Genomic DNA, 19,695 nt, shown 5'->3' on the forward strand with positions numbered 1-19,695 from the left:
CCCCGGCTACCCTTCGCATATTGATTTCTGGCGATCAGATGATCGCTCTTTCCGTAACTGTCCTTACGGGGGAGAGAATGCCAAGAACCAGCCTCGTCCGAATTGCCGTGGCGCTCATGGTGGCTGTCGCCTCAGTCGGCGTCGGGTCCACCACGGCAGCCGCCCAACCCTCGAACGACGACTTCACCGGCGCCACCGTGATCGACGGCCTCCCCTTCGGCAGCACGACCGACACCGGTCAGGCCACCTGGGACCCCGACGATCCGGGGGACTGCTCCAGCAACGGGTCCGTCTGGTTCGCCTTCACCCCGAGCACGGACCTGACGGTCCAGGCCGACACCTTCGGGAGCAGCTACGACACGGTGCTGTCCGCCTGGACCGGCGCCCAGGGGTCCCTCGGGCTGGTGGCCTGCAACGACGACCACTCCGGCGGGCAGTCGATGGTCAGCTTCCCGGCCACCGCGGGGACGACCTACTACTTCATGGCCGCCCGGTGCTGTGGCAGCGGCGGGGACGGCGGAGGCGCGCTGCGCTTCTCGGTGACCCAACTCCTGCCTCCGGCCAACGACGACTTCGTCGACGCGACGGCGATCGACAGGCTGCCCTTCTCCGACGACCGGAGCCTGGGGGCGGCCAGCCGGGAGGCCGGCGAGCCGGAATCCCCCTGCTTCAGCCAGGGCGGAACGATCTGGTATTCGTTCACCCCGTCGACCAGTGGGTCGGTCACGGCCCGCGTCGAGCAGTACGGGGTCGGTGTCGCCGCCTACACCGGCGCCTCGCTCACCGATCTGTCACCGGTCGGCTGCCGCGACGGCAGGTACACCGCATCACTGACGTTCGCGGCACAGGCAGGCACGACGTACCTGTTCCAGGTGGGGCAGGGGTGCTGCGTCGGGGCGGCCCCCGTCACCTTCCGACTGGACGTCGCGCCGAGTCCGGTAGCCGACCTCTCCTTCAGCCCGCAAGACCCCAACTCCTTCGACACCGTCCGGTTCTACGACTACTCACACGACCCCGCCGGCAACGAGGTCTCCTCCTGGCGCTGGGACCTCGGTGACGGAACGACGTCGACGGACCGCCAGCCGATCCACCGGTATGCGGCCGACGGCGACTACCAGGTCCGGCTCACCGTGGCGACGCCCGACGGCCGGACCGCCTCGGTATCGCGCGCCGTGACAGTGCGGACCCACGACGTGTCGATCGTCGGCCTGGACGTCCCCACGTCAGCACGGGTGGGACGCACCATCGACATCACAGTCCACGTGCGGAACACCCGGTATCCGGAAACCGTCGGGGTCTCGTTGCGCAAGAGCACCCCTGGAGGCTTCGACCAGGTCGGGGCGCTCACCCAGGCGGTGGCGGTCAAGAGGGCCAGCCGGTCGACGCCCTTCGCGTTCAGCTACACCATCACGAGCGAAGATCTGGCCATGGGAAAGATCACCATCCAGGCCGAGGCCACCATCACCGGCTACCGGGACGCGCTACCCGCCGACAACCAGTTGCTCTCGATACCCATCGTCATCCGCTGACCCTCTCGCCGTACCGGGTGGGCCCGGGGCATCACGCTCCGGACCTGACCGGTGGCGCCGACGCCTGGGCGGACGGCGCCGGGGAGCGTCGGACCGCCCGGGCTTGGCGGTGGGCCGGCCGGTGGGTGACGTATCGTGTGGGCGCCGGGAGCTGTCCCACGGGCGCTCTCCTCCCACCCGGACCGCCACTCACCGGCGCGATCCGGAAACCCATGTCGCCGCAGGCCAGGAGAATACCGTCGTGAAGGTAGTCAGTGTCGTCGGAGCCCGCCCGCAACTGGTGAAGCTCGCACCGATCGCCGCGGCGTTCGCCGGCACCGGGCACGAGCACGTGATCGTGCACACCGGGCAGCACTACGACGTGAACCTGTCGGACGTGTTCTTCTCCGGGCTCGGCATCCCCGCCCCGGACGTGCACCTCGGCATCGGCTCCGGCACGCACGGCGTGCAGACCGGCAACACCCTGGCCGCCCTCGACCCGGTGCTCGCCGCCGAGCAGCCGGACTGGGTGCTGGTGTACGGCGACACCAACTCGACCCTGGCCGGCGCGGTGAGCGCCGTCAAGCAGCACATCAAGGTCGCCCACCTGGAGGCCGGGCTGCGCTCGTTCAACCGGCGGATGCCGGAGGAGCACAACCGGATCCTCACCGACCACGCCGCCGACCTGCTGCTCGCCCCCACCGAGGAGGCCGTCCGGCACCTCGCCACCGAGGGGCTGGCCAAGCGCGCCGTCCTGGTCGGCGACGTGATGGTCGACGTGTGCCTGCGCATCCGGGACGCGGTGACCCGTGGCGAGCACCCCGCCCCGACCCTGCCCGAGGGGATCGACCCGGCCGCGCCGTACCTGGTGGCGACCCTGCACCGGCCGGACAACACCGACCGCCCGGAGCGGCTCGCCGGGCTGGTCGAGGCGCTGGCCGGGCTGGGCGTGCCGGTCGCCCTGCTGGCCCACCCCCGGCTGGTGGCCAAGGCCGAGGAGCACGGCATCAAGCTCCAGCAGGGCGCGGTGCACGTCGGCCAGCCGCTGCCGTACGCGGGGCTGGTCTCCGCGGTGCTCGGCTCGACGGGCGTGGTGACCGACTCCGGCGGCCTGCAGAAGGAGGCGTACCTGCTCGGGCGGGCGTGCACCACGGTGCGTCCGGAGACCGAGTGGGTGGAGACCCTCGAAGGCGGCTGGAACGTCCTCGTGCCGGACCCGGCCGCGCTGCCCGCCGACGAGTGGGCCGCGCTGGCCACCAGGCCCGCGCCGACCGGCGACCGCGGCGCCCCGTACGGCGACGGCCGGGCCGCCGAGCGGGTCGTCCGGGTGCTCGCCGAGCGGGCATGAGCGACAAGCGTCCGGTGGCCCGCCGGCTCGCCGCCCGCACCGTCGACGGCGCGCTGGCCCGGGCCACCGCGCCCGGGGTGCTGCGCCGCCGGGCGGCGGAACGGCTGTGGCGGCAGGCGCTGACCGCGCCGGGCCTGCCCGACGGCGTGCGGGTCAAACTGGCCGAACGGGTGCACGCCGGCCTGGTCGGCGCGGGGCGGGCGGCCAGCGCCGCCTCGTCGGCCTCGGCGGTGGCCAGCCGGCTCGACTCGGCCGGGCTGCACGCCCGGATGCTCGCCGGCCTGACCCGCGCCGAGCTGGACGCCGGGCTCACGCCCAGCCGGCTCGACGAGACCTGGCGGGCCGGGTTCGCCGTCGCCGACCGCCTCCACCAGCGGGGCCGGGTCGCCCACGCGGCCCGGATCCTGGCCCGGACCATGCCGCTGGGCTTCCACCGGGTGCTGCACTTCGACCAGCTCGACTCGCCGCTCTCCGCCGACCCGACCGGCTTCCTGGCCCCGCTGCGGGACAGCGTCGCGGCCCGCGCGCTCACCGCCGCCGGCCGGGACACGCCGGCCGCCGACCGGCCCGCCGGGCGTCCGCTGCGGTTGCTCTTCGCGACCTGCGCCAACGACAACTTCCTCGGCGAGATCCGCCAGCGGTACGCGGACCGGCCCGACGTCGAGGTGCGGTTCCTGGACGTCGCCGCCGACCCGGCGCGACGGCCGATGAACGGGCAGATCGGCCGGATGGTCGAGCATCTCCTGCTCGGCGGGACGGCGTACGGGACGGCAGTGGAGGAGTGGCTGCGTCCCCACCTGGACTGGGCGGACACCGTCTTCGTCGACTGGTCGGTGTCGACGGCGGTGCTGTTCACCATGGTCGACCCGGGGGACACCCGGATCGTGGTCCGGCTGCACAGTTTCGAGTTGTGGAGCCTCTGGCCGCACCTGGTCACCTTCGGCCGGGTCGACGACCTGGTGTTCGTCTCCGAGCACCTGCGTCAGCTCGGCCGGGCGGTGCTGCCCGGCCTGGATGGGCCGGGCGGTCCGCGTACCCACGTGTTGACCAACGCGATGGACCTGCGCCGGTTCGTCCGGCCGAAGTCCGACGAGGCGCGGTTCCGGCTGGCGGTGGTCGGGGTCGGCGCGATCGCCAAGGATCCGCGCTGGGCGGTGGACGTGCTGCGCGAGCTGCGCGCCGTCGACCCGCGCTACCGGCTGCGGCTGGTCGGTGGGCTGATCGACCCGGCGGCCAGCCCGGCCGCCGCCCGCTACCGGGCGCTGCTCGACGCGGACCTGGCCGAGCTGGGCGACGCGGTGGAGACGCCCGGCCAGACCTCGGACGTGCCGGGCGCGCTCACCGACATCGGGGTGATCCTCAGCAGCTCGGTGCGGGAGAGCTTCCACTGCGCGCTGGTGGAGGGGGCGGCCAGCGGGGCGGTGCCGGTGGTCCGGGACTGGCCGTTCTTCGACCGGGGCGCCCGGGGGCTGTTCCCGGACGGCTGGGTGGTGGACACGCCGAAGGAGGCCGCCGCGCGGATCCTCGCCGCCACCGCCACCGACCAGCGGTGGCGGGAGGTCGGCGCGGAGGCGTCCGCGCACGCCCTCGCCACCTGGGACTGGCCGGTCACCCGGCACGGCTTCGACGAGCTGTTCCTGGGCTGAGCCGGCTTCGGCGCGCCGTCCGCCGGCCGGGCTGAGCGGGCCCGGCGGGACGGTGGTCCCCGTCCCGCCGGGCCGTCGGGGCTCGTCAGGGGGCCGGTTTGCGGACCGCGACCACCACGCCGTTGTCGATGGTGTCGTCGATCTGCCAGACCGCCGGGTCGAACTGCTTCGGGTCAAACACGACCGAGCCCCAGTGCCAGCCGGTGGGGCGGCGTCGCAGCACGAACACGTCGATCTCGCCGAACTCGGTGTCGGCGGTGGCCCGGGTGAACTCGGCCGGGTCGGTGACGCCGGTCAGCCGCACCAGCTCCGCCCGCCGGTCGTCCCAGTGGGTCCAGGTGTTCGACGCGAGCCGTTCCACCGAGATGTACCCGGGCCACGGCTGGTACGCGTACATCCGCTCGTCGAAGGAGAGCGTCACCGGCAGGGCGTCCGGGCCGAGCGTGTCGTGCACCACCCGGCGGACCGGCTCGGCCGGGAACCAGTGCACGCTGATCCCCTCCGGTGCCGGGTAGCGCGGTTTCGAGCCGTCCGGCAGCGGCTCGGCGTGCGCGTAGACGGCCAGGTTCGGGTTGGCCGTCGCGCTCTCCGGACGTTCCACGTCGTTCAACCCCGGCGGGTGCGGCATCCAGGTGCCGATCCCGGCCAGCGCGGCGGCCACCATCAGGCCGGCGGTGCCCACCAGGGCGAGCCGGCGCGGCGAGCCGACCACCCGGATCCGGGCGGACAGCGCGCGGGCCGCCTCGACCCCGGCCAGCACCGCCCCGGAGGCGAGCACCAGGCCGATCAGCCGGGTGGTGTAGTGCAGGTAGAGGGTGTGCCCGTTGGTCGCGAAGATCAACACGAACGCCCACCGGTAGACGTAGACGCCGAGCAGGATCAACAGCATCGGCCGGGCCCACCAGCGCTTGCGCCAGTACCAGACCAGCCCGACCAGGCCGACCGCCTGGAGCAGGTTCAGCAGGGAGGCCAGTGGCCGGAGCAGGTACCACAGGCCCAGCGGGTCCTCGACGATGGACGGCGAGATGAAGTAGTCGTTGATCCGGTCCCCGCCGTAGGTGAGGGTGCCCCGCACGTACGGGATCAGGTACCAGGACGCCGTCACCGCGGCGGTCACCCCCACCCCGACCAGGTGCCCGAGGTAACGCCAGCGGCGTCGGCTGCGCCAGAGCGTGAGCAGCACCAGGGCGACCAGACCGACCAGGGCGAACAACAGGTAACCCTGGTACGTCTGGATGAGCAGTCCACCGATCACCCCGGCGGTGAGCCAGTGCAGCCCGCCGTCGCGGCGGGACCGGTCGGTGAAGGCGCGCAGCACCCAGGGCACGAAGACCGCGATGGTCACGATCTCGTACGACTTGCGGGGCTGGGTGAACACCCAGGCCGGCAGCACCGCCAGGGCGAGCGCCACCCAGGCCGGCACGACGCCCCGCCACAGCAGGAAGGCCAGCAGCACGGCCAGCGAGATGAGGGTCGCCTCGCCGTACCCGACGAGGGACCAGGCGGGCTGGTCGAGCAGGAGGGACGCCCGCCCGAGCAGGAACGGGAACAGCGGCGGGTACTCCGCCGGCACCGCCGAGACGACGCCGTCGACCGGGGTGGTGTGCACGGTGAACTTGGTGGCCATCGCGGCCAGCCGGGCCGAGTCGCCACGCAGTCCGGAGTCCCCGAAGGGGGTGCCGTTGTAGGAGGCGATCAGGGTCGCCCCGACCCAGCCGGCGTATCCCCCGGCGACCAGGCCGACGACCCAGTCGGAGGAGCGCCACAGGGCCAGCGCGAGCAGCAGCGCCCCGCCGACGAGGCCGATCGCCAGCGGCACCACCGCGCCGCGCGCGTCCAGCGGGTTCGCGTCGATGACCTTCACCAGGACACCGAGGCCGGGGAAGGCGACCAGCCAGGCGACGACCGCCCAGAGTGGCGCTCCGGCCCAGAACCTCGGTCGGCGGGCCGGCCCGCGACCGGTCGACACCCGGTCGACCGGCGTGGCACCGGCCGGGCCGGGATCGGCCGGCGGCGTGTCGCCCGGCGCGGCATCGCCCGGGCCGGGATCGGCCGGCGGCGCGGTGTCGGCCGGCGTGGTGGGGGTGGTGTCGGTGTCGGTGTCGGTGTCGGTGTCGGTGTCGGTGGTGTCGGTGGCGGTGGGGGCGGTGGCGGTGGGGGCGGTGGCGGTGGCGGTGGGGGCGGTGTCGCCGGGCCGGTCGGCAGGGCGCCCGACCTGGCCGGCTGCGGTGGATGTGGTCGCCTCGGGGGCGTCGTCCGCCCGCTCGGGGTCGGGCCGCTCGGGGCGGGTGTCCTCGTCCACGCTGCTCGTCATGCGCACCCTCCTGGTGGAAAACGTGCGCCAGCCTAGCGGAGCGTCATCGACGCGAGCGCTCAGCGCCGCCCGGAACACCCGCGCAGGTCACCGTGTCGCCCCCCGCGACGAAACCCCCAAAGGCCCCAACTCGCCCGGTCGTCGGGGCGTGTGCCGACGCGACGCCCCGTACCGGGTGCGGTAGCCTGACGCCGCACACGCCATCCGCTCGCGACCTTTCCCCCGGTCCGCGGAACACGTCGGCCCCCGTAGGCCCTCCAGGAGGCAACTCCCTTGGCCAGTCTCGAAACCCCCCCTGTCACGGACGCCGAGCTCCAGTCGACCACTCTCCAGGAGATGGCCACCGGGGCGGTGAACTACCACCGGTGGCTGACCGACCTCGCCCTGCCCTACCTGGGTGACAACCCGATCGAGGTGGGCAGCGGCTTCGGTGACTACGCGCAGCGCTGGTTGGACGAGGGCGTTCCGGCGATCACCGTCGGCGACGCCGAGCCGTCCCGCCTGACTGCCCTGCACCAGCGTTTCGACGCCGACGAACGGGTGGAGGTGCTGGGGCTGGACCTCTTCGACCCGCCCGAGCGGCAGCACTCGGCGCTGGTGTCGTTCAACGTGCTCGAACACATCCCGGATCACGTCAACGCCCTGGCGGCGGCGCACACCCTGCTCCGGCCGGGTGGCCGCGTGATCAAGTTCGTGCCCGCCTTCCAGTTCGCGCTCGGCCACTTCGACCGGCAGGTCGGGCACGTCCGCCGGTACACCAAGGCGTCCCTGCGTCAGGCGTACGAAGAGGCCGGGCTGGTCGTCGACCGGCTGCACTACGTCAACGCGCCGGGCCTGCTGGCCTGGACGGTGGGCATGAAGATGCTCCGGATGATCCCCGGCGACGGGCCCCTGCTGCGGGTCTGGGACAAGGTCGTCGTGCCCACCGCGCGGGCCGCCGAGCGGGTCACCCGACCCCCGTTCGGGCAGTCGGTCTTCGCCGTCGGTCACGTGCCGGCCGACGGCGAGGCGTCCCGGCCGGGCGGGAACCCGACCCGGTGACCGTCGACACGAGCCACCACGAGGGCGGGCGGTCCCCCGCCGGGTCGGCGGGCGCCGCCGTCGCCCCGCTCGAGCTCTCCGTGGTGATGCCCTGCCTCAACGAGGCCGAGACGCTGGCGGTCTGCATCCGCAAGGCCCGTGCCTGCCTGGCCGAGTTGGGCATCCGGGGCGAGGTGATCGTCTCGGACAACGGCTCGACCGACGGCTCGCAGGAGATCGCCGAGGCCGAGGGCGCCCGGGTCGTGCACGCGCCGCAACGCGGGTACGGCGCGGCCCTGCGCGCCGGCATCGCCGCGGCCGACGGCGAGTACGTGATCATGGCCGACGCCGACGACAGCTACGCCCTGCACGACCTGGGGCCGTTCGTCGAGCGGCTGCGGGCCGGCGCGGACCTGGTGATGGGCAACCGGTTCAAGGGCGGCATCGAGCGTGGGGCGATGCCTCCGCTGCACCGTTTCCTCGGCAACCCGGTGCTGTCGTTCCTCGGCCGGACGTTCTTCGGCGTCCCGGTCGGCGACTTCCACTGCGGTATGCGTGGCTTCCGCCGGGACCGCATCCTCGCCCTGTCGCTGAAGACCTCCGGCATGGAGTTCGCCAGCGAGATGGTGGCCCGCGCGGCGCTGGCCGGGCTGGTCATCGACGAGGTGCCCACCACCCTCGCCCCGGACGGCCGCAGTCGTGCCCCGCACCTGCGCACCTGGCGGGACGGCTGGCGGCACCTGCGTTTCCTGCTGGCGCTCAGCCCGCGCTGGGCGATGCTCTACCCGGGTTTCGCGCTGCTGTTCGGCGGCGGCACGTTGCTGGTCTGGCTGCTCGCCGGCACCCAGCAGGTCGGCAAGCTCTCCTTCGACCTGCACACCATGCTGGCCGCCGCGACGGCGGTGGCCATCGGCATCCACGCCATCGCGTTGGCGGTGGTGGTGCACGCGCACGCCATCCAGGTCGGCCTGATCCCACCCGACCGGAAGGTGGAGGTGCGGATCGCCGACTACGCGCTGCGTCGTGGGGTGAGCACCGGCCTGCTGTTGGCGCTCGCCGGGGTGGCCTGTTTCGGGTACGCGTTGTGGAGCTGGGGCTCGGCCGGTTTCCAGCAGCTCGAGGTGGTCTCCACGATGCGACTGCCGATCCTCGGGGTGGGCCTGATCGTGGTGGGCGTGCAGTCGGCCCTGCTGTCGATCATCATCGGCCTGACCCGGGTCGGCGAGCTGTAGCGACAAACACTTCGGCCCCGGTCGCGTCGACCGGGGCCGAAGTCGTGTTCCGGGTCAGCCGTCTGCGCGGAGTTCCTCGTGCAGGGCCGCCAGGTTGCGCTCCAGCGCGGTGGTGGCCACCAGGTGCGGGTGCCGGCGGGCGAGCTGCCAGCTCAGGGTCACCGCGTACACGTCGGCGGCGACGACCCGGTCCACCGTCCGGAAGTCCACGTCGGCCAGGCGCTGACGGAACAGCTTCGCCAGCACCGACGGCCGGGCCAGCCGGTACGCCTTGATGTAGAGGCGCTTGTGGAACGCCCCGGCGACCTTGCGGTGCCCGTTCTCCAACGCCTTGGCCGGCGTGCGCAGCGGGCGCAGCGGGGCGACCTTCTCGGTGAGCCGGGTGGCCCGGGTGAGCACCGCCCGGGGCGCCTTGTGCACCAGCACCCGCTCGACCCGGCGCAGCGGGTGCCGCTGCTCCGCGCCGTCGATGGTGTACAGGGTGAGGTTCGGGTGACCGCTCACCACCGCCCACTCCTCCGGGTCGGCCTCCTGCCACGCCTCGGCGCCGAGGAAGACCAGGTCCACCCGGAGGCCCTCCTCCTCCAGCAGGGCCCGGACGTAGTTGCGCACCCGCTCGTTGAGCCGGTAGACCGTCGAGATGACCATCACCCGGAGGGCGCCGTCCACGTCTGCCACCTGTCCACGCTCCCCTGTCGCCGCGTACCCGTCCGTGCTCACCGTGCCGGCCCCGCCCCGGCGACCGCCGCCCGCTCCCGGCCGGCGATGACCCGCAGGCGGTCCTCCAGCGCTGTGAGGAGGGTGTCCCGGGTGAAACCGTCGGCGTGCCGGACCGCCGCCGCGCGTTGCTCGGCGGTGAGCCGCCGGGCGGCCTGACCGGCCTCGACCATCGATTTGGCGACCGCGTCGGTCTCCAGGCTGTCGGCGTTGAACCAGAGCGGGTAGCCGTCCAGGACGTCCTGGGCGGCGATGCCGGGGGCGTGCACCGACACGATCGGCTTGCCGGCGGCCATGTACTCGAAGATCTTGCCCGAGGTGACGTACTTTCCGCCGCCGGCGAGGAACACCAGCACGTCGTTCTGCTCGTACACCCCGGCGACCTCGGTCTTGGAGACCGGGCCGCGGTAGCGGATGCCCAGGTCGCCGGTGGTCGGGTCGTCCACCACCTGCCCGTCGGCGTCGAGGTCGAGGCCGAGCCGGTTCATCAGCTCCTTCTTGCCGGTCTTGAAGAAGCCGAGGTGACCGTGGATGTTCAGCTCGGCGTCGGCCAGCTCGGGGTGACTGCGGGCGCGGATCCAGGAGGCGGCGAGCTCCTCCACCGGCTGGGAGTTGGTGAGCGTGCCGAGGTAGCCGAAACGCAGCGGGCGGGAGGCGACGGTCGGGTCGACCCCGCCCACCCCGGCCGGGGACATCAGGTCGGCGTCCCAGCCGTTGGGCACCACCATCATCCGCCCGGCCACCGCCGGGTACCGCTCGGCGTGCCAGCGGCGCAGCGCCTCGTTGACGAAGACCGCCCCGGCGGACCTGCCGAGCACCCGCTGCTCCCACTTCCAGGCGAGGTGGTCGTCGGGGAAGGCCGGCTTGTCGTGGAACAGGTCGAGGGTCCACGAGTCGCGGTAGTCGACCACGTACGGCACGTTCGTCGCCTTGTGGAACAGCCACGCGGCGGCGAACGAGGCGAACGGGTTACCGGTGGCGAGCACCACGTCGAACCGCTTGCGGGCGTGCAGCCTCAGGGCCCGCGCCACGGCGGCCCGCCCCCACGACTCGTAGTGCTCGGGAAAGACCCGCCGCTGCCCGAACTGGTAGAGCCGGTGGGCGAGCAGCGGCATCCGGGCCCGGAAGCCGCTGTAGCGGCGGATGTCCTTCTCCCAGACGAACTGGTTGAGCGACGGACGTTCCACCCGGATGCGGGGGTCGACGGTGCGGGCGAGGTCCTCGTCGACGGAGCCGATCACGTCGTACAGGAAGGAGAGGGGGGCCGCGCAGACCGTGACGTCCCAGCCCTTGGCGGCCAGGTGGTTGGCGGTGGCGCGGGCGCGGTAGACGCCGCTGGCCCGCGACGGCGGGAAGTAGAAGGAGAGGTAGAGGATGCGTGGGGGCCGGGCGTCACGCCTGGGGTTCATCTGCTGTATGTCCTTCGCGCGCTCAGCCGGCGCCCGACGTGGCGGCGCCGGCGCCGGCGTGGTCGTAGCTGTAGGAGACCCGTGGGGTGGGCAGGCTGCTGTTGGCGCAGCCGGCCAGCAGGGCGGCCGCGGTGATCATCGATTCCGGGTCGCTGACCACGAGCAGGTCGAACGGGGGCCGGTCGGCGAGCACGTGCCGGTGGATCAGGCGCTGCCGGAGCTGGCCCCAGGTGCGCCGGTCGGAGGGGAGGATCAGCGCCCGGTGGGCGGGCGCGGCGATCCGGCGCTCGTACGTCTTGCGGGTGCTGGTCGCCCACTGCTTCAGCGGCCCCCGGCCGACCACCTTGAACAGCGCCCCCGGCCCCTTGAAGAGCAGGACGCGTTCCACCGCCCGGGGCGGGTGCTGCTGCTCCAGCCGGCTCACCTCGACCACCTCGACCCGGCTGTCGAACGGGTCGCGGTGCCAGGTCTTGAGCTGACCGACCAGCACGACGGCGTTGCCGCCGTCGTCCACCGCCCGGGTGGACTCCTCGATCACGGCCCGCCTGCGGTTGGCGCCCAGGGCCAGGAAAAGTACCTGCATGTCACTTCCGTCACTCGGGGCCGACGACGGCTGGCGTCGACGTCGTGGTGTGCGACTCGGGGAACCAGATGCGGTGGTGCGCCTCGGCCACCGCCTGGTAGCTGTACCGGGCGGCGAGGTGCCGGCGGGCCCGGTCGACGTCGGTGCCCCACGGGAACCGGTCCCGCAGTCGACGGTAGCCGGCGACGATGGTCTCCGGCTCGTCGGTGACGTCGATCAGCTCGCCGGCCGCCTCCTCGATGCCGGCCAGGGTCTCCTCCGGACCGCCGCAGCGGGTGACCAGCACGGGCGTCCCGGCGGCGAGCGCCTCGACCACGGTCACCCCGAAGGTCTCCATCCGGCTCGGGTGCACCAGCAGGTCGTGCTCCTTCATCAGGCGCAACGCCACGTCCGGCGAGACCGCGCCGGTGAAGGTGACCGCCTCGGTGAGACCCAGCTCGGCGACGCGGGCGGTGAGCCTGGCCAGCAGCTCGCCGGCGCCGACCATGGTCAGGGTGAGCGACGGGTCGTCGGCGCGGCAGGTCGCGAACGCCTCCAGCAGCAGCTCCACGCCCTTGCGCTCGATCAGGCCGCCGACGTACAGCCAGCGGCGCAGGGCGGTCACCGGCTCGGGCCGGTCCACGTCGAAGGAGGTCGGGTTCGCGATGAACTCGATCTTGTCCTTGTGGTGCGGGAAGACCTCCAGCAGCGGGGCCCGGACGGCCTCGCCGACGGCGAAGAAGCCGGCGCAGCGGGTGAGCACCTCGTCGTACATCTTCCGGGCCTCGTCGGTGTCGAGGACGCTGTCCAGGAAGGTCGCGTGTTCGGTGACGTAGACCCGGGCGTCCGGGCGGGCGTGGTGCAGCGCCGCCCACCCGCCGGGGAGCCCGACGTGCGCGTGCACCACCGGGGCGTCGATCCGCCGGCCGCCGAGGGCGGTGCCCAGCGTCGCCGCGTACCGGTGGGCGATCTCGGCGTGCCACCGGCCGCGCGGGATCGGCACCGGGACGTAGAACAGCTCGGCCCCGCCGACGGTGGGGGTGGGGCGCAGGGTCTGCCGCAGCAGCTCCTGGTGTGCCCGACCGACCAGAGTGTCCTGATGGTTGGAGAGTTTCGCCACCCACGCGTCACAGTGGTAGACGGTGGCCCGGTCGCACCCGGGCGCGGTGGCGTCCACCATCGCCTGCACGAAGGCCCCGCGGAAGGGCAACTCTCGGGTGGGGAACCAGGGCGTCACGATCGCAACGTCTTTCACAGCAGCGGCTGCCACCCGACCATGCCTCCAACTCTCGCAACGAGCGTCCCAAGCTATCACCCGGACGTGTCCGGGCCGCCGTACCGCGCTCCCCGTGGTCGGGGAGCGCGGCGCGGCGGGTGGTACGTGTGGTGGCGCGGTCGACTCAGCCGGCCGGGACGACGCCCGGGGCGCGCGGACCGACCGCGACGGTGCTGCCGTCGGCGGCCGAGCGGAGCACCGCGCCGGCCACCTCGACGGTGCGCAGCCCCTGGCGCAGGGTGACGATGTCGCTCTCCTTGCCCTCGACCGCGTCGCGGAACCGCTCGTGCTCGACCAGCAGCGGCTCACGCTTCGGGATCGCGTACCGCACCATGTCGCCCTCGGCGACGCCCCGGAACGCCCGCAGCGCCTCCCACTCGGTGCCGATGGCGGCGTTGGCGTAGAAGGTCAGGTCGGCGGTGAGCGTGTCGGCGACGAAGCAGCCCTTGTCGCCGGTGATCACGGTGGACCGCTCCTTGAGCGGGCTCAGCCAGTTGACCAGGTGGTTGACCATCGTGCCGTCGGCGAGCTGGCCGACCGCGGCGACCATGTCCTCGTGCAGCCGGCCGCTGCGGGAGACGGTGCGGGCCGAGACGGAGGTGTACTCCTGGCCGGTGACCCAGCTCGTCAGGTCGATGTCGTGGGTGGCCAGGTCCATCACCACGCCGACGTCGGCGATCCGGTGCGGGAACGGGCCCTGGCGGCGGGTGACGACCTGGTAGACCTCGCCGAGCTCGCCGGCCTCCAGCCGGGCGCGGAGGTTCTGCAGGGCCGGGTTGTACCGCTCGATGTGCCCGACGCCGGCCACCAGGCCACGCGACTCGAACGCCTCGACCAGCCGGGTGGCGGCCTCGACGGACTGGGCGAGCGGCTTCTCGATCAGCGCGCAGACGCCGTTGCCGGCCAGCTCCAGGCCGATCTGCTCGTGCAGCGCGGTCGGGCAGGCCACCACCGCGTAGTCGATGCCGAGGGCGAGCAGGTCGCCCAGCTCCGACACCACCGGGGCGCGCAGCGTGCCGGTGGTGTCGCCGGCCGGGTCGACGATGCCGACCAGCTCGACGCCGTCGAGCCCGGAGAGGATCCGGGCGTGGTTGCGGCCCATCGCGCCGAGGCCGATCAGGCCGGCGCGCAGCTTGCGTCCCTCGGTCACGCGGCACCCCCGGCGGCGTTCGCGGCGTCGGCGATCCGCTCCAGGTCGCCCTGGCTCAGCGCCGGGTGGACCGGCAGGGAGATGACCTCGGCGGCGGCCTTCTCGGTCTCCGGCAGGTCCCACGGGCCGGGCTGGCCGTCGGCGGTGAGGTACGGCTTGAGCCGGTGGATCGGCGTCGGGTAGTAGACCGCGTTGCCGATGCCCGCCTCGGTGAGGCGCTGCTGGGCGGCCTCCCGGTCACCGGTGACCCGGACGGTGTACTGGTGGTAGACGTGCCGGGCGGCGTCGGCCACCGGCGGGGTGACCATGCCGGTGATCCGGGAGTCGAGGAACTTGGCGTTGGCCCGCCGCTGCTCGGTCCACTCGGCGAGCCGGGTGAGCTGGACCCGGCCGACGGCGGCGGCGACGTCGGTCATCCGCATGTTCGCGCCGACGATCTCGTTGGCGTACCGCTGCTCCATGCCCTGGTTGCGCAGCAGCCGCAGGGTGCGGGCGAGCGCCGGGTCGGCGGTGGTGACCATGCCGCCCTCCAGGGAATGCATGTTCTTGGTGGGGTAGAAGCTGAAGCAGCCGGCGGTGCCGAACGCGCCGACCGGGGTCCCGTTGAGGGCCGCGCCGTGCGCCTGCGCGGCGTCCTCGACCACGGCCAGGCCGTGCTGCTCGGCGATCGCCATGATCTGGTCCATCGCGGCGGGGTGGCCGTAGAGGTGCACCGGCATGATCGCCCTGGTCCGGGGGCCGACGGCGGCGGCGACGGCGGTCGGGTCCAGGCAGAAGCTGCCCGGCTCGATGTCGACGAAGACCGGCTCCGCGCCGACCAGGCGGACGGCGTTGGCGCTGGCGGCGAAGGAGAAGGACGGGACGACGACCTCGTCACCCGGGCCGAGGCCGAGCGCCATCAGGGTGAGCTGGAGCGCCGAGGTGCCGGAGTTCACCGCGACGCAGTGCCGGCCGGCGACGAGCTCGGCGAATTCCTCCTCGAAGGCGGCGACCTCGGGGCCCTGGACGACCCGGCCGCTGCGCAGCACGCGGACGGCGGCCTCGATCTCGGCGTCGCCGATCACCGGTTTCGCGGGTGGGATGAATTCGGCGTGCTGCCCAGTCATGGGCGTCCTCCTGTCGTGTGGAGCTCGTCCGGCCGCGATGCTAGCCGGTTCCGGTGTACGGCAGGCCGGCGGTGCGGGGTCGGGGTGAGGCGGGAACGAGCGGGGATGGTCACGGTCGTACGGTCAGTTGGACGCCCGGCTCGTCCCGGATTGGTGGTTCGCATGCTACTCGGAGCGCTGCGGTGACCGCCGCGGCCATCCGGGGCAGCTCGTCGGGTTCCAGTGGCAGCCGGGCGATGGCCAGCCGCCAGTAGATCGGGCCGACGACGAAGTCGATCGCGGCGTCCGGGTCCGCCCCGGCGGGCAGCTCGCCGCGTTCGACGGCCCGGCCGATCAACTGGCCGCCGACGGCGCGCTGGTTGACCCGCAGCGCCTCCTCCAGGGTCTGCGCCATCTGGGGGTTGCGGGCCGCCTCGGCCAGGAGGTCGGGAATGATCTGGGAGGCGAGCGGGTGGCGCAGCGCCCGTGCCATGATCATGAAGAGTACGGTGAGGTCGTCCTGGAGGTTGCCGGTGTCCGGCAGCGGCAGGCGTTGCCGGGCCGCCGTGGACACCACCTCGAGCACCAGTTCCAGCTTCGAGCTCCATCTGCGGTAGATCGCGGTCTTGCTCACCCCGGCCCGGCGGGCGACCGCCTCGATGGACAGGCGCCCGTAGCCGACGGCGGCCAGCTCCTGCATGACGGCCCGGCGGATGGCCGTGGTGATCTCGCCACGCAGAACCGCCGCGCCAGCCGGAGCCCGCCTCTTCTCGGTCGTCACGTGGAACAATGTAGCGCAGCGACGGTACGGTTGCGTCCCGACGTGTTTTCCACTACGGTCCACGCAGCGAAGAGGCTCGACGTCCCCACCGATGCGGTCCGGCGGACGACCCGCCGGAGACTCGCCAGCCTCGCGCGCATCCCGCACACCTGAAAGATCGGAGCGCCTACCCATGGCCAACACGGCGGTGGCTGACGCCGACTCAGGACTGACCCGGGCGCAACTGGCCGCCCGGTACGGCCTGACGGTGGCCGGCGAACGGCCCACCCTGGCCGGGTACACCCGGCAGTTGTGGTCGTACCGGCACTTCATCGCGGCCTACGCGAACGCGAAGCTGGTCGCCACCTTCGCCACCGCCCGGCTGGGGCGGCTCTGGCAGGTCCTGACCCCGCTGACCAACGCGGCGATCTACTACCTGATCTTCGGGGTCATCCTCAACACCAAGCAGGGCATCGACAACTTCATCGCGTACCTCTGCGTGGGGTTGTTCGTGTTCAACTTCACCCAGTCGGTGGTGCTCAACGGCACCCAGTCGATCACCAGCAACCTGGGGCTGATCCGGGCGCTGCACTTCCCCCGGGCCAGCCTGCCGATCGCGGTCACGCTGACCCAGTTCCAGAACCTGCTCACCGCGATGGTGGTGCTGGTCGGGATCGTGCTGGTCACCGGCGAGCCGCTGTCGCTCCAGTGGCTGCTGGTGCTGCCGGCGCTGGCGTTGCAGTCGCTGTTCAACGTCGGGATGGCGCTGGGCATGGCCCGGCTCGGGTCGAAGATGACCGACCTCAAGCAGCTCATGCCGTTCGTGATGCGGACCTGGATGTACGCCTCCGGCGTGCTCTACAGCGTGCAGAACTTCGCGAAGCACCTGCCCGGCTGGGCGCAGGTCGTCATCGAGGCGAACCCGCTGCTGATCTACATCGAGCTGGTCCGGCACGCGCTGATGGAGGACGTGCCGCTGACCTCCGCCGCCGGTCGCCTCTGGGCGGTCGGGGCGCTCTGGGCGGTCGTCGCCTTCCTGGGCGGGTACGTCTACTTCTGGCGCGGTGAGAAGGAGTACGGTCGTGGCTGAGCTCGACAACCAGGTCACCCCCGGCGTCGCCACCGTCGCCGACCAGCGCGTCCCCACGGTGATCGCGGACGACGTGCACCTGATCTACCGCATCTACGGCGCCGGCACCCCCGGCAGCGGCAGCCCGGTGGCCGCGCTCAAGCGGATCGTCACCCGCACCCAGGCCCCGAACGTACGCGAGGTGCACGCGGTCAAGGGGGTCAGCTTCACCGCGTACCGGGGTGAGGCGATCGGGCTGCTGGGCAGCAACGGCTCCGGCAAGTCGACGCTGCTGCGGGCCATCGCCGGGCTGATGCCGGTGAACCGGGGCGCGATCTACACCCAGGGCCAGCCGTCCCTGCTCGGCGTCAACGCCGCCCTGCTCAACGACCTCTCCGGGGAACGGAACGTGGCGCTGGGCTGCCTGGCGATGGGCATGTCCCCGCCGGCGGTGCGCCGGCTCGTGCCGCAGATCATCGAGTTCTCCGGGATCAACGAGCGCGGCGACTTCGGCTCGCTGCCGATGCGGACGTACTCCTCGGGCATGGCGGCCCGGCTGCGGTTCTCCATCGCCGCCGCGAAGAAGCACGACGTGCTGCTGATCGACGAGGCGCTGGCCACCGGTGACGCCCGGTTCCGGCGGCGCAGCGAGCAGCGGGTCCGCGAGCTGCGCGCCGAGGCCGGCACGGTGTTCCTGGTCAGCCACGCCATCGGCACCATCCGGGACACCTGCGAGCGGTCGATCTGGCTGGAGTCCGGGGTGATCCGGGCGGACGGCCCCACCGACCAGGTGGTCGCGGCGTACAACGAGTTCATGAAGAAGTAGCGTCCCGCCTTCGTGAAGAAGTAGCGTCCCGCCTTCGTGAAGAAGTAGCGTCCCGCCTTCGTGAAGAAGTAGCGTCCCGCCTTCGTGACGGGACGGTGTCGCCCGCCCCGCCCCCCGGTGAACACCGGGGGGCGGTCGCGTTCCGGGGCGGCGCTAAGGTCTAAGCCGCCCGCCCGGTCGGGCCCGACCACCCGTGGATCAGTGAGGATCGGCGATGACGCAGCACCCCCCGTCCCAGACCGACGCCGTCGGCCCCGACCCGGCGGCCCCGTGGCGGCCGACCCGGACGGTGGCGGTGGTGCTGGCCGGCGGGACCGGCGCCCGGGTCGGGCTGGGCATCCCCAAACAGCTCGTCAAGATCGCCGGTAAGCCGATCATCGAGCACACCGTGGCGGTGTTCGAGGCGGCCCCCGAGATCGACGACATCCTGGTGCTGATGGCCCCCGGGTACGTCGACGAGGCCCGGCGCATCCTCGACGCCGCCGGCTTCCGCAAGGTCCGCCAGGTCCTCGCCGGCGGGGAGACCCGCAGCGACACCACCCGGCTGGCGCTGGCCGCCATCGGCCCCGACGACTGCAACGTGCTCTTCCACGACGCGGTCCGCCCCCTGGTCAGCGGCCGGATCGTCCGGGAGTGCGTGAACGCGCTCTGGACGTACTCGGCGGTGGACGTGGCGATCCCCTCGGCGGACACCATCATCGAGGTGGACGACGACGACTGCATCACCGGCATTCCGGTCCGGGCGCGGCTGCGCCGCGGGCAGACCCCGCAGGCGTTCCGCTCCCCCACCATCCGCGAGGCGTACCGGCGGGCCGCCGACGACCCGCGCTTCGCCGCCACCGACGACTGCGGGGTGGTGCTGCGCTACCTGCCCGAGGTGCCGATCCGGGTGATCGACGGGGCGGACGAGAACATCAAGGTCACCCACCCGGTGGACGTGCACCTGGTGGACAAGCTCTTCCAGCTCGCCGCCGCCCGCGCCCCGCGCCTGGTCGACCAGGCCCGCTACACCGAGGAGCTGACCGGCCGCACCCTGGTGGTGTTCGGCGGCAGCTACGGCATCGGGCACGAGCTGACCGAGCTGGCCCGCCGGCACGGCGCGCAGGTCTTCCCGGTCAGCCGCTCCACCACCGGCACCCACGTGGAGCGGGACGCCGACGTACGGGCCGCGCTGACCGCCGCCTACGAGGCCACCGGCCGGATCGACCACGTGGTGGTGGCCGCCGGGATCCTGGAGAAGGGCGCCCTGGCCGAGATGGACCAGGACACCATCGACCGGCTGCTCCAGGTCAACTTCGTCGGGCCGGTCACCGTCGCCCGGCACGCCCTGCCGTACCTGCGGCAGACGAAGGGGCAACTGCTGCTCTACACGTCCAGCTCGTACACCCGGGGACGGGCCCGGTACGCGCTCTACTCGGCGACCAAGGCCGCGCTGGTCAACCTCACCCAGGCGCTCGCCGACGAGTGGGCCGAGCTCGGCGTACGGGTCAACTGCGTCAACCCGGAACGCACCGCCACCCCGATGCGCGTGCGGGCGTTCGGGGCGGAGCCCGGCCACACCCTGCTCGCCGCGGAGACGGTGGCCCGCGCCTCGCTGGACGTGCTGCTGTCCGACCTCACCGGCCAGGTCGTCGACGTCCGCCGGGACGCCGACGAGCCGACGCCGCCCGCCCGGACCGACCCGGAACGTCTGCCCGGTCAGGCCGACCCGGACCGTCCCGCCGTGCCGTCGGCCGGCTGACCCCGATCCCGTACCAGTCAGGAGAAGTCGGC

At 72.8% G+C, this 19,695-nt stretch carries 16 protein-coding genes; 8 read left to right on the forward strand and 8 right to left on the reverse strand.

Features of this window, described 5'->3' with window-relative positions; genetic code table 11:
* The first annotated feature begins 20 nt into the window (after positions 1–20).
* The 3 genes from O7606_RS09775 to O7606_RS09785 all read left to right on the forward strand — a co-directional run bounded on the left by O7606_RS09775 (position 21) and on the right by O7606_RS09785 (position 4,502).
* The gene (locus O7606_RS09775; protein WP_281598743.1) at positions 21–1,529 is read left to right on the forward strand and encodes a PKD domain-containing protein; all 1,509 of its coding nucleotides are present in this window, start codon (positions 21–23) and stop codon (positions 1,527–1,529) included.
* 241 nt (positions 1,530–1,770) lie between these two features.
* The gene (wecB, locus tag O7606_RS09780; RefSeq protein ID WP_281598744.1) at positions 1,771–2,856 is read left to right on the forward strand and encodes a UDP-N-acetylglucosamine 2-epimerase (non-hydrolyzing); all 1,086 of its coding nucleotides are present in this window, start codon (positions 1,771–1,773) and stop codon (positions 2,854–2,856) included.
* Positions 2,853–4,502, forward strand: a complete 1,650-nt coding sequence (locus tag O7606_RS09785) for a glycosyltransferase (RefSeq protein WP_281598745.1) — start codon at positions 2,853–2,855, stop codon at positions 4,500–4,502. Before wecB ends, O7606_RS09785 begins: the two co-directional genes overlap by 4 nt.
* 85 nt (positions 4,503–4,587) lie before the next feature.
* Here the strand turns inward: O7606_RS09785 and O7606_RS09790 are convergent, their stop codons facing one another.
* Entirely contained in the window at positions 4,588–6,816 is a 2,229-nt protein-coding gene (locus O7606_RS09790; RefSeq protein ID WP_281598746.1) for an arabinofuranosyltransferase, read from the reverse strand.
* Positions 6,817–7,152: 336 nt separating this feature from the next.
* On the opposite strand from O7606_RS09790, the gene O7606_RS09795 reads away from it, so the two are divergent.
* Both O7606_RS09795 and O7606_RS09800 read left to right on the forward strand, forming a co-directional pair.
* The gene (locus tag O7606_RS09795; protein WP_281599580.1) at positions 7,153–7,857 is read left to right on the forward strand and encodes a class I SAM-dependent methyltransferase; all 705 of its coding nucleotides are present in this window, start codon (positions 7,153–7,155) and stop codon (positions 7,855–7,857) included.
* Positions 7,854–9,068, forward strand: a complete 1,215-nt coding sequence (locus tag O7606_RS09800) for a glycosyltransferase (RefSeq protein WP_281598747.1) — start codon at positions 7,854–7,856, stop codon at positions 9,066–9,068. The genes O7606_RS09795 and O7606_RS09800 overlap by 4 nt, the downstream gene beginning before the upstream one ends.
* A gap of 54 nt (positions 9,069–9,122) precedes the next feature.
* On the opposite strand, the gene O7606_RS09805 is transcribed toward O7606_RS09800, so the two are convergent.
* The 7 genes from O7606_RS09805 to O7606_RS09835 form a co-directional block, all read right to left on the reverse strand.
* Positions 9,123–9,746: a hypothetical protein gene (locus tag O7606_RS09805; protein ID WP_281598748.1), complete on the reverse strand. Its 624-nt coding sequence runs from the start codon at positions 9,744–9,746 to the stop codon at positions 9,123–9,125.
* Positions 9,747–9,784: 38 nt separating this feature from the next.
* Complete coding sequence (locus tag O7606_RS09810; RefSeq protein WP_281598749.1) at positions 9,785–11,194, reverse strand: glycosyltransferase; 1,410 nt, start codon at positions 11,192–11,194, stop codon at positions 9,785–9,787.
* A 22-nt stretch (positions 11,195–11,216) separates the two neighbouring features.
* A complete protein-coding gene (locus O7606_RS09815; RefSeq protein WP_281598750.1) occupies positions 11,217–11,777 on the reverse strand; it encodes a hypothetical protein in 561 nt (186 codons plus the stop codon).
* 10 nt (positions 11,778–11,787) lie between these two features.
* Positions 11,788–12,936, reverse strand: a complete 1,149-nt coding sequence (locus tag O7606_RS09820; RefSeq protein WP_348651161.1) for a glycosyltransferase — start codon at positions 12,934–12,936, stop codon at positions 11,788–11,790.
* 220 nt (positions 12,937–13,156) lie between these two features.
* Positions 13,157–14,182: a Gfo/Idh/MocA family oxidoreductase gene (locus tag O7606_RS09825; protein WP_281598752.1), complete on the reverse strand. Its 1,026-nt coding sequence runs from the start codon at positions 14,180–14,182 to the stop codon at positions 13,157–13,159.
* Positions 14,179–15,288 (reverse strand): DegT/DnrJ/EryC1/StrS family aminotransferase, encoded by a 1,110-nt coding sequence (locus O7606_RS09830; RefSeq protein ID WP_281598753.1) that lies wholly within the window; start codon positions 15,286–15,288, stop codon positions 14,179–14,181. The genes O7606_RS09825 and O7606_RS09830 overlap by 4 nt, the downstream gene beginning before the upstream one ends.
* A gap of 109 nt (positions 15,289–15,397) precedes the next feature.
* On the reverse strand, positions 15,398–16,048 hold the full coding sequence (locus O7606_RS09835; RefSeq protein ID WP_281598754.1) for a TetR/AcrR family transcriptional regulator: 651 nt from the start codon (positions 16,046–16,048) through the stop codon (positions 15,398–15,400).
* A 172-nt stretch (positions 16,049–16,220) separates the two neighbouring features.
* Here O7606_RS09835 and O7606_RS09840 point away from each other — a divergent pair, with 172 nt between their 5' ends.
* From O7606_RS09840 to O7606_RS09850, 3 genes are all read left to right on the forward strand, one after another.
* Complete coding sequence (locus tag O7606_RS09840; RefSeq protein ID WP_281598755.1) at positions 16,221–17,117, forward strand: ABC transporter permease; 897 nt, start codon at positions 16,221–16,223, stop codon at positions 17,115–17,117.
* Complete coding sequence (locus tag O7606_RS09845) at positions 17,110–17,922, forward strand: ABC transporter ATP-binding protein (RefSeq protein WP_281598756.1); 813 nt, start codon at positions 17,110–17,112, stop codon at positions 17,920–17,922. The genes O7606_RS09840 and O7606_RS09845 overlap by 8 nt, the downstream gene beginning before the upstream one ends.
* Positions 17,923–18,136: 214 nt before the next feature.
* Positions 18,137–19,663, forward strand: a complete 1,527-nt coding sequence (locus O7606_RS09850; protein ID WP_281598757.1) for a bifunctional cytidylyltransferase/SDR family oxidoreductase — start codon at positions 18,137–18,139, stop codon at positions 19,661–19,663.
* The last annotated feature ends 32 nt before the right edge of the window (positions 19,664–19,695 follow it).

It is taken from the genome of Micromonospora sp. WMMD882 (genome assembly GCF_027497255.1).
Taxonomy (GTDB): Bacteria; Actinomycetota; Actinomycetes; order Mycobacteriales; family Micromonosporaceae; genus Micromonospora.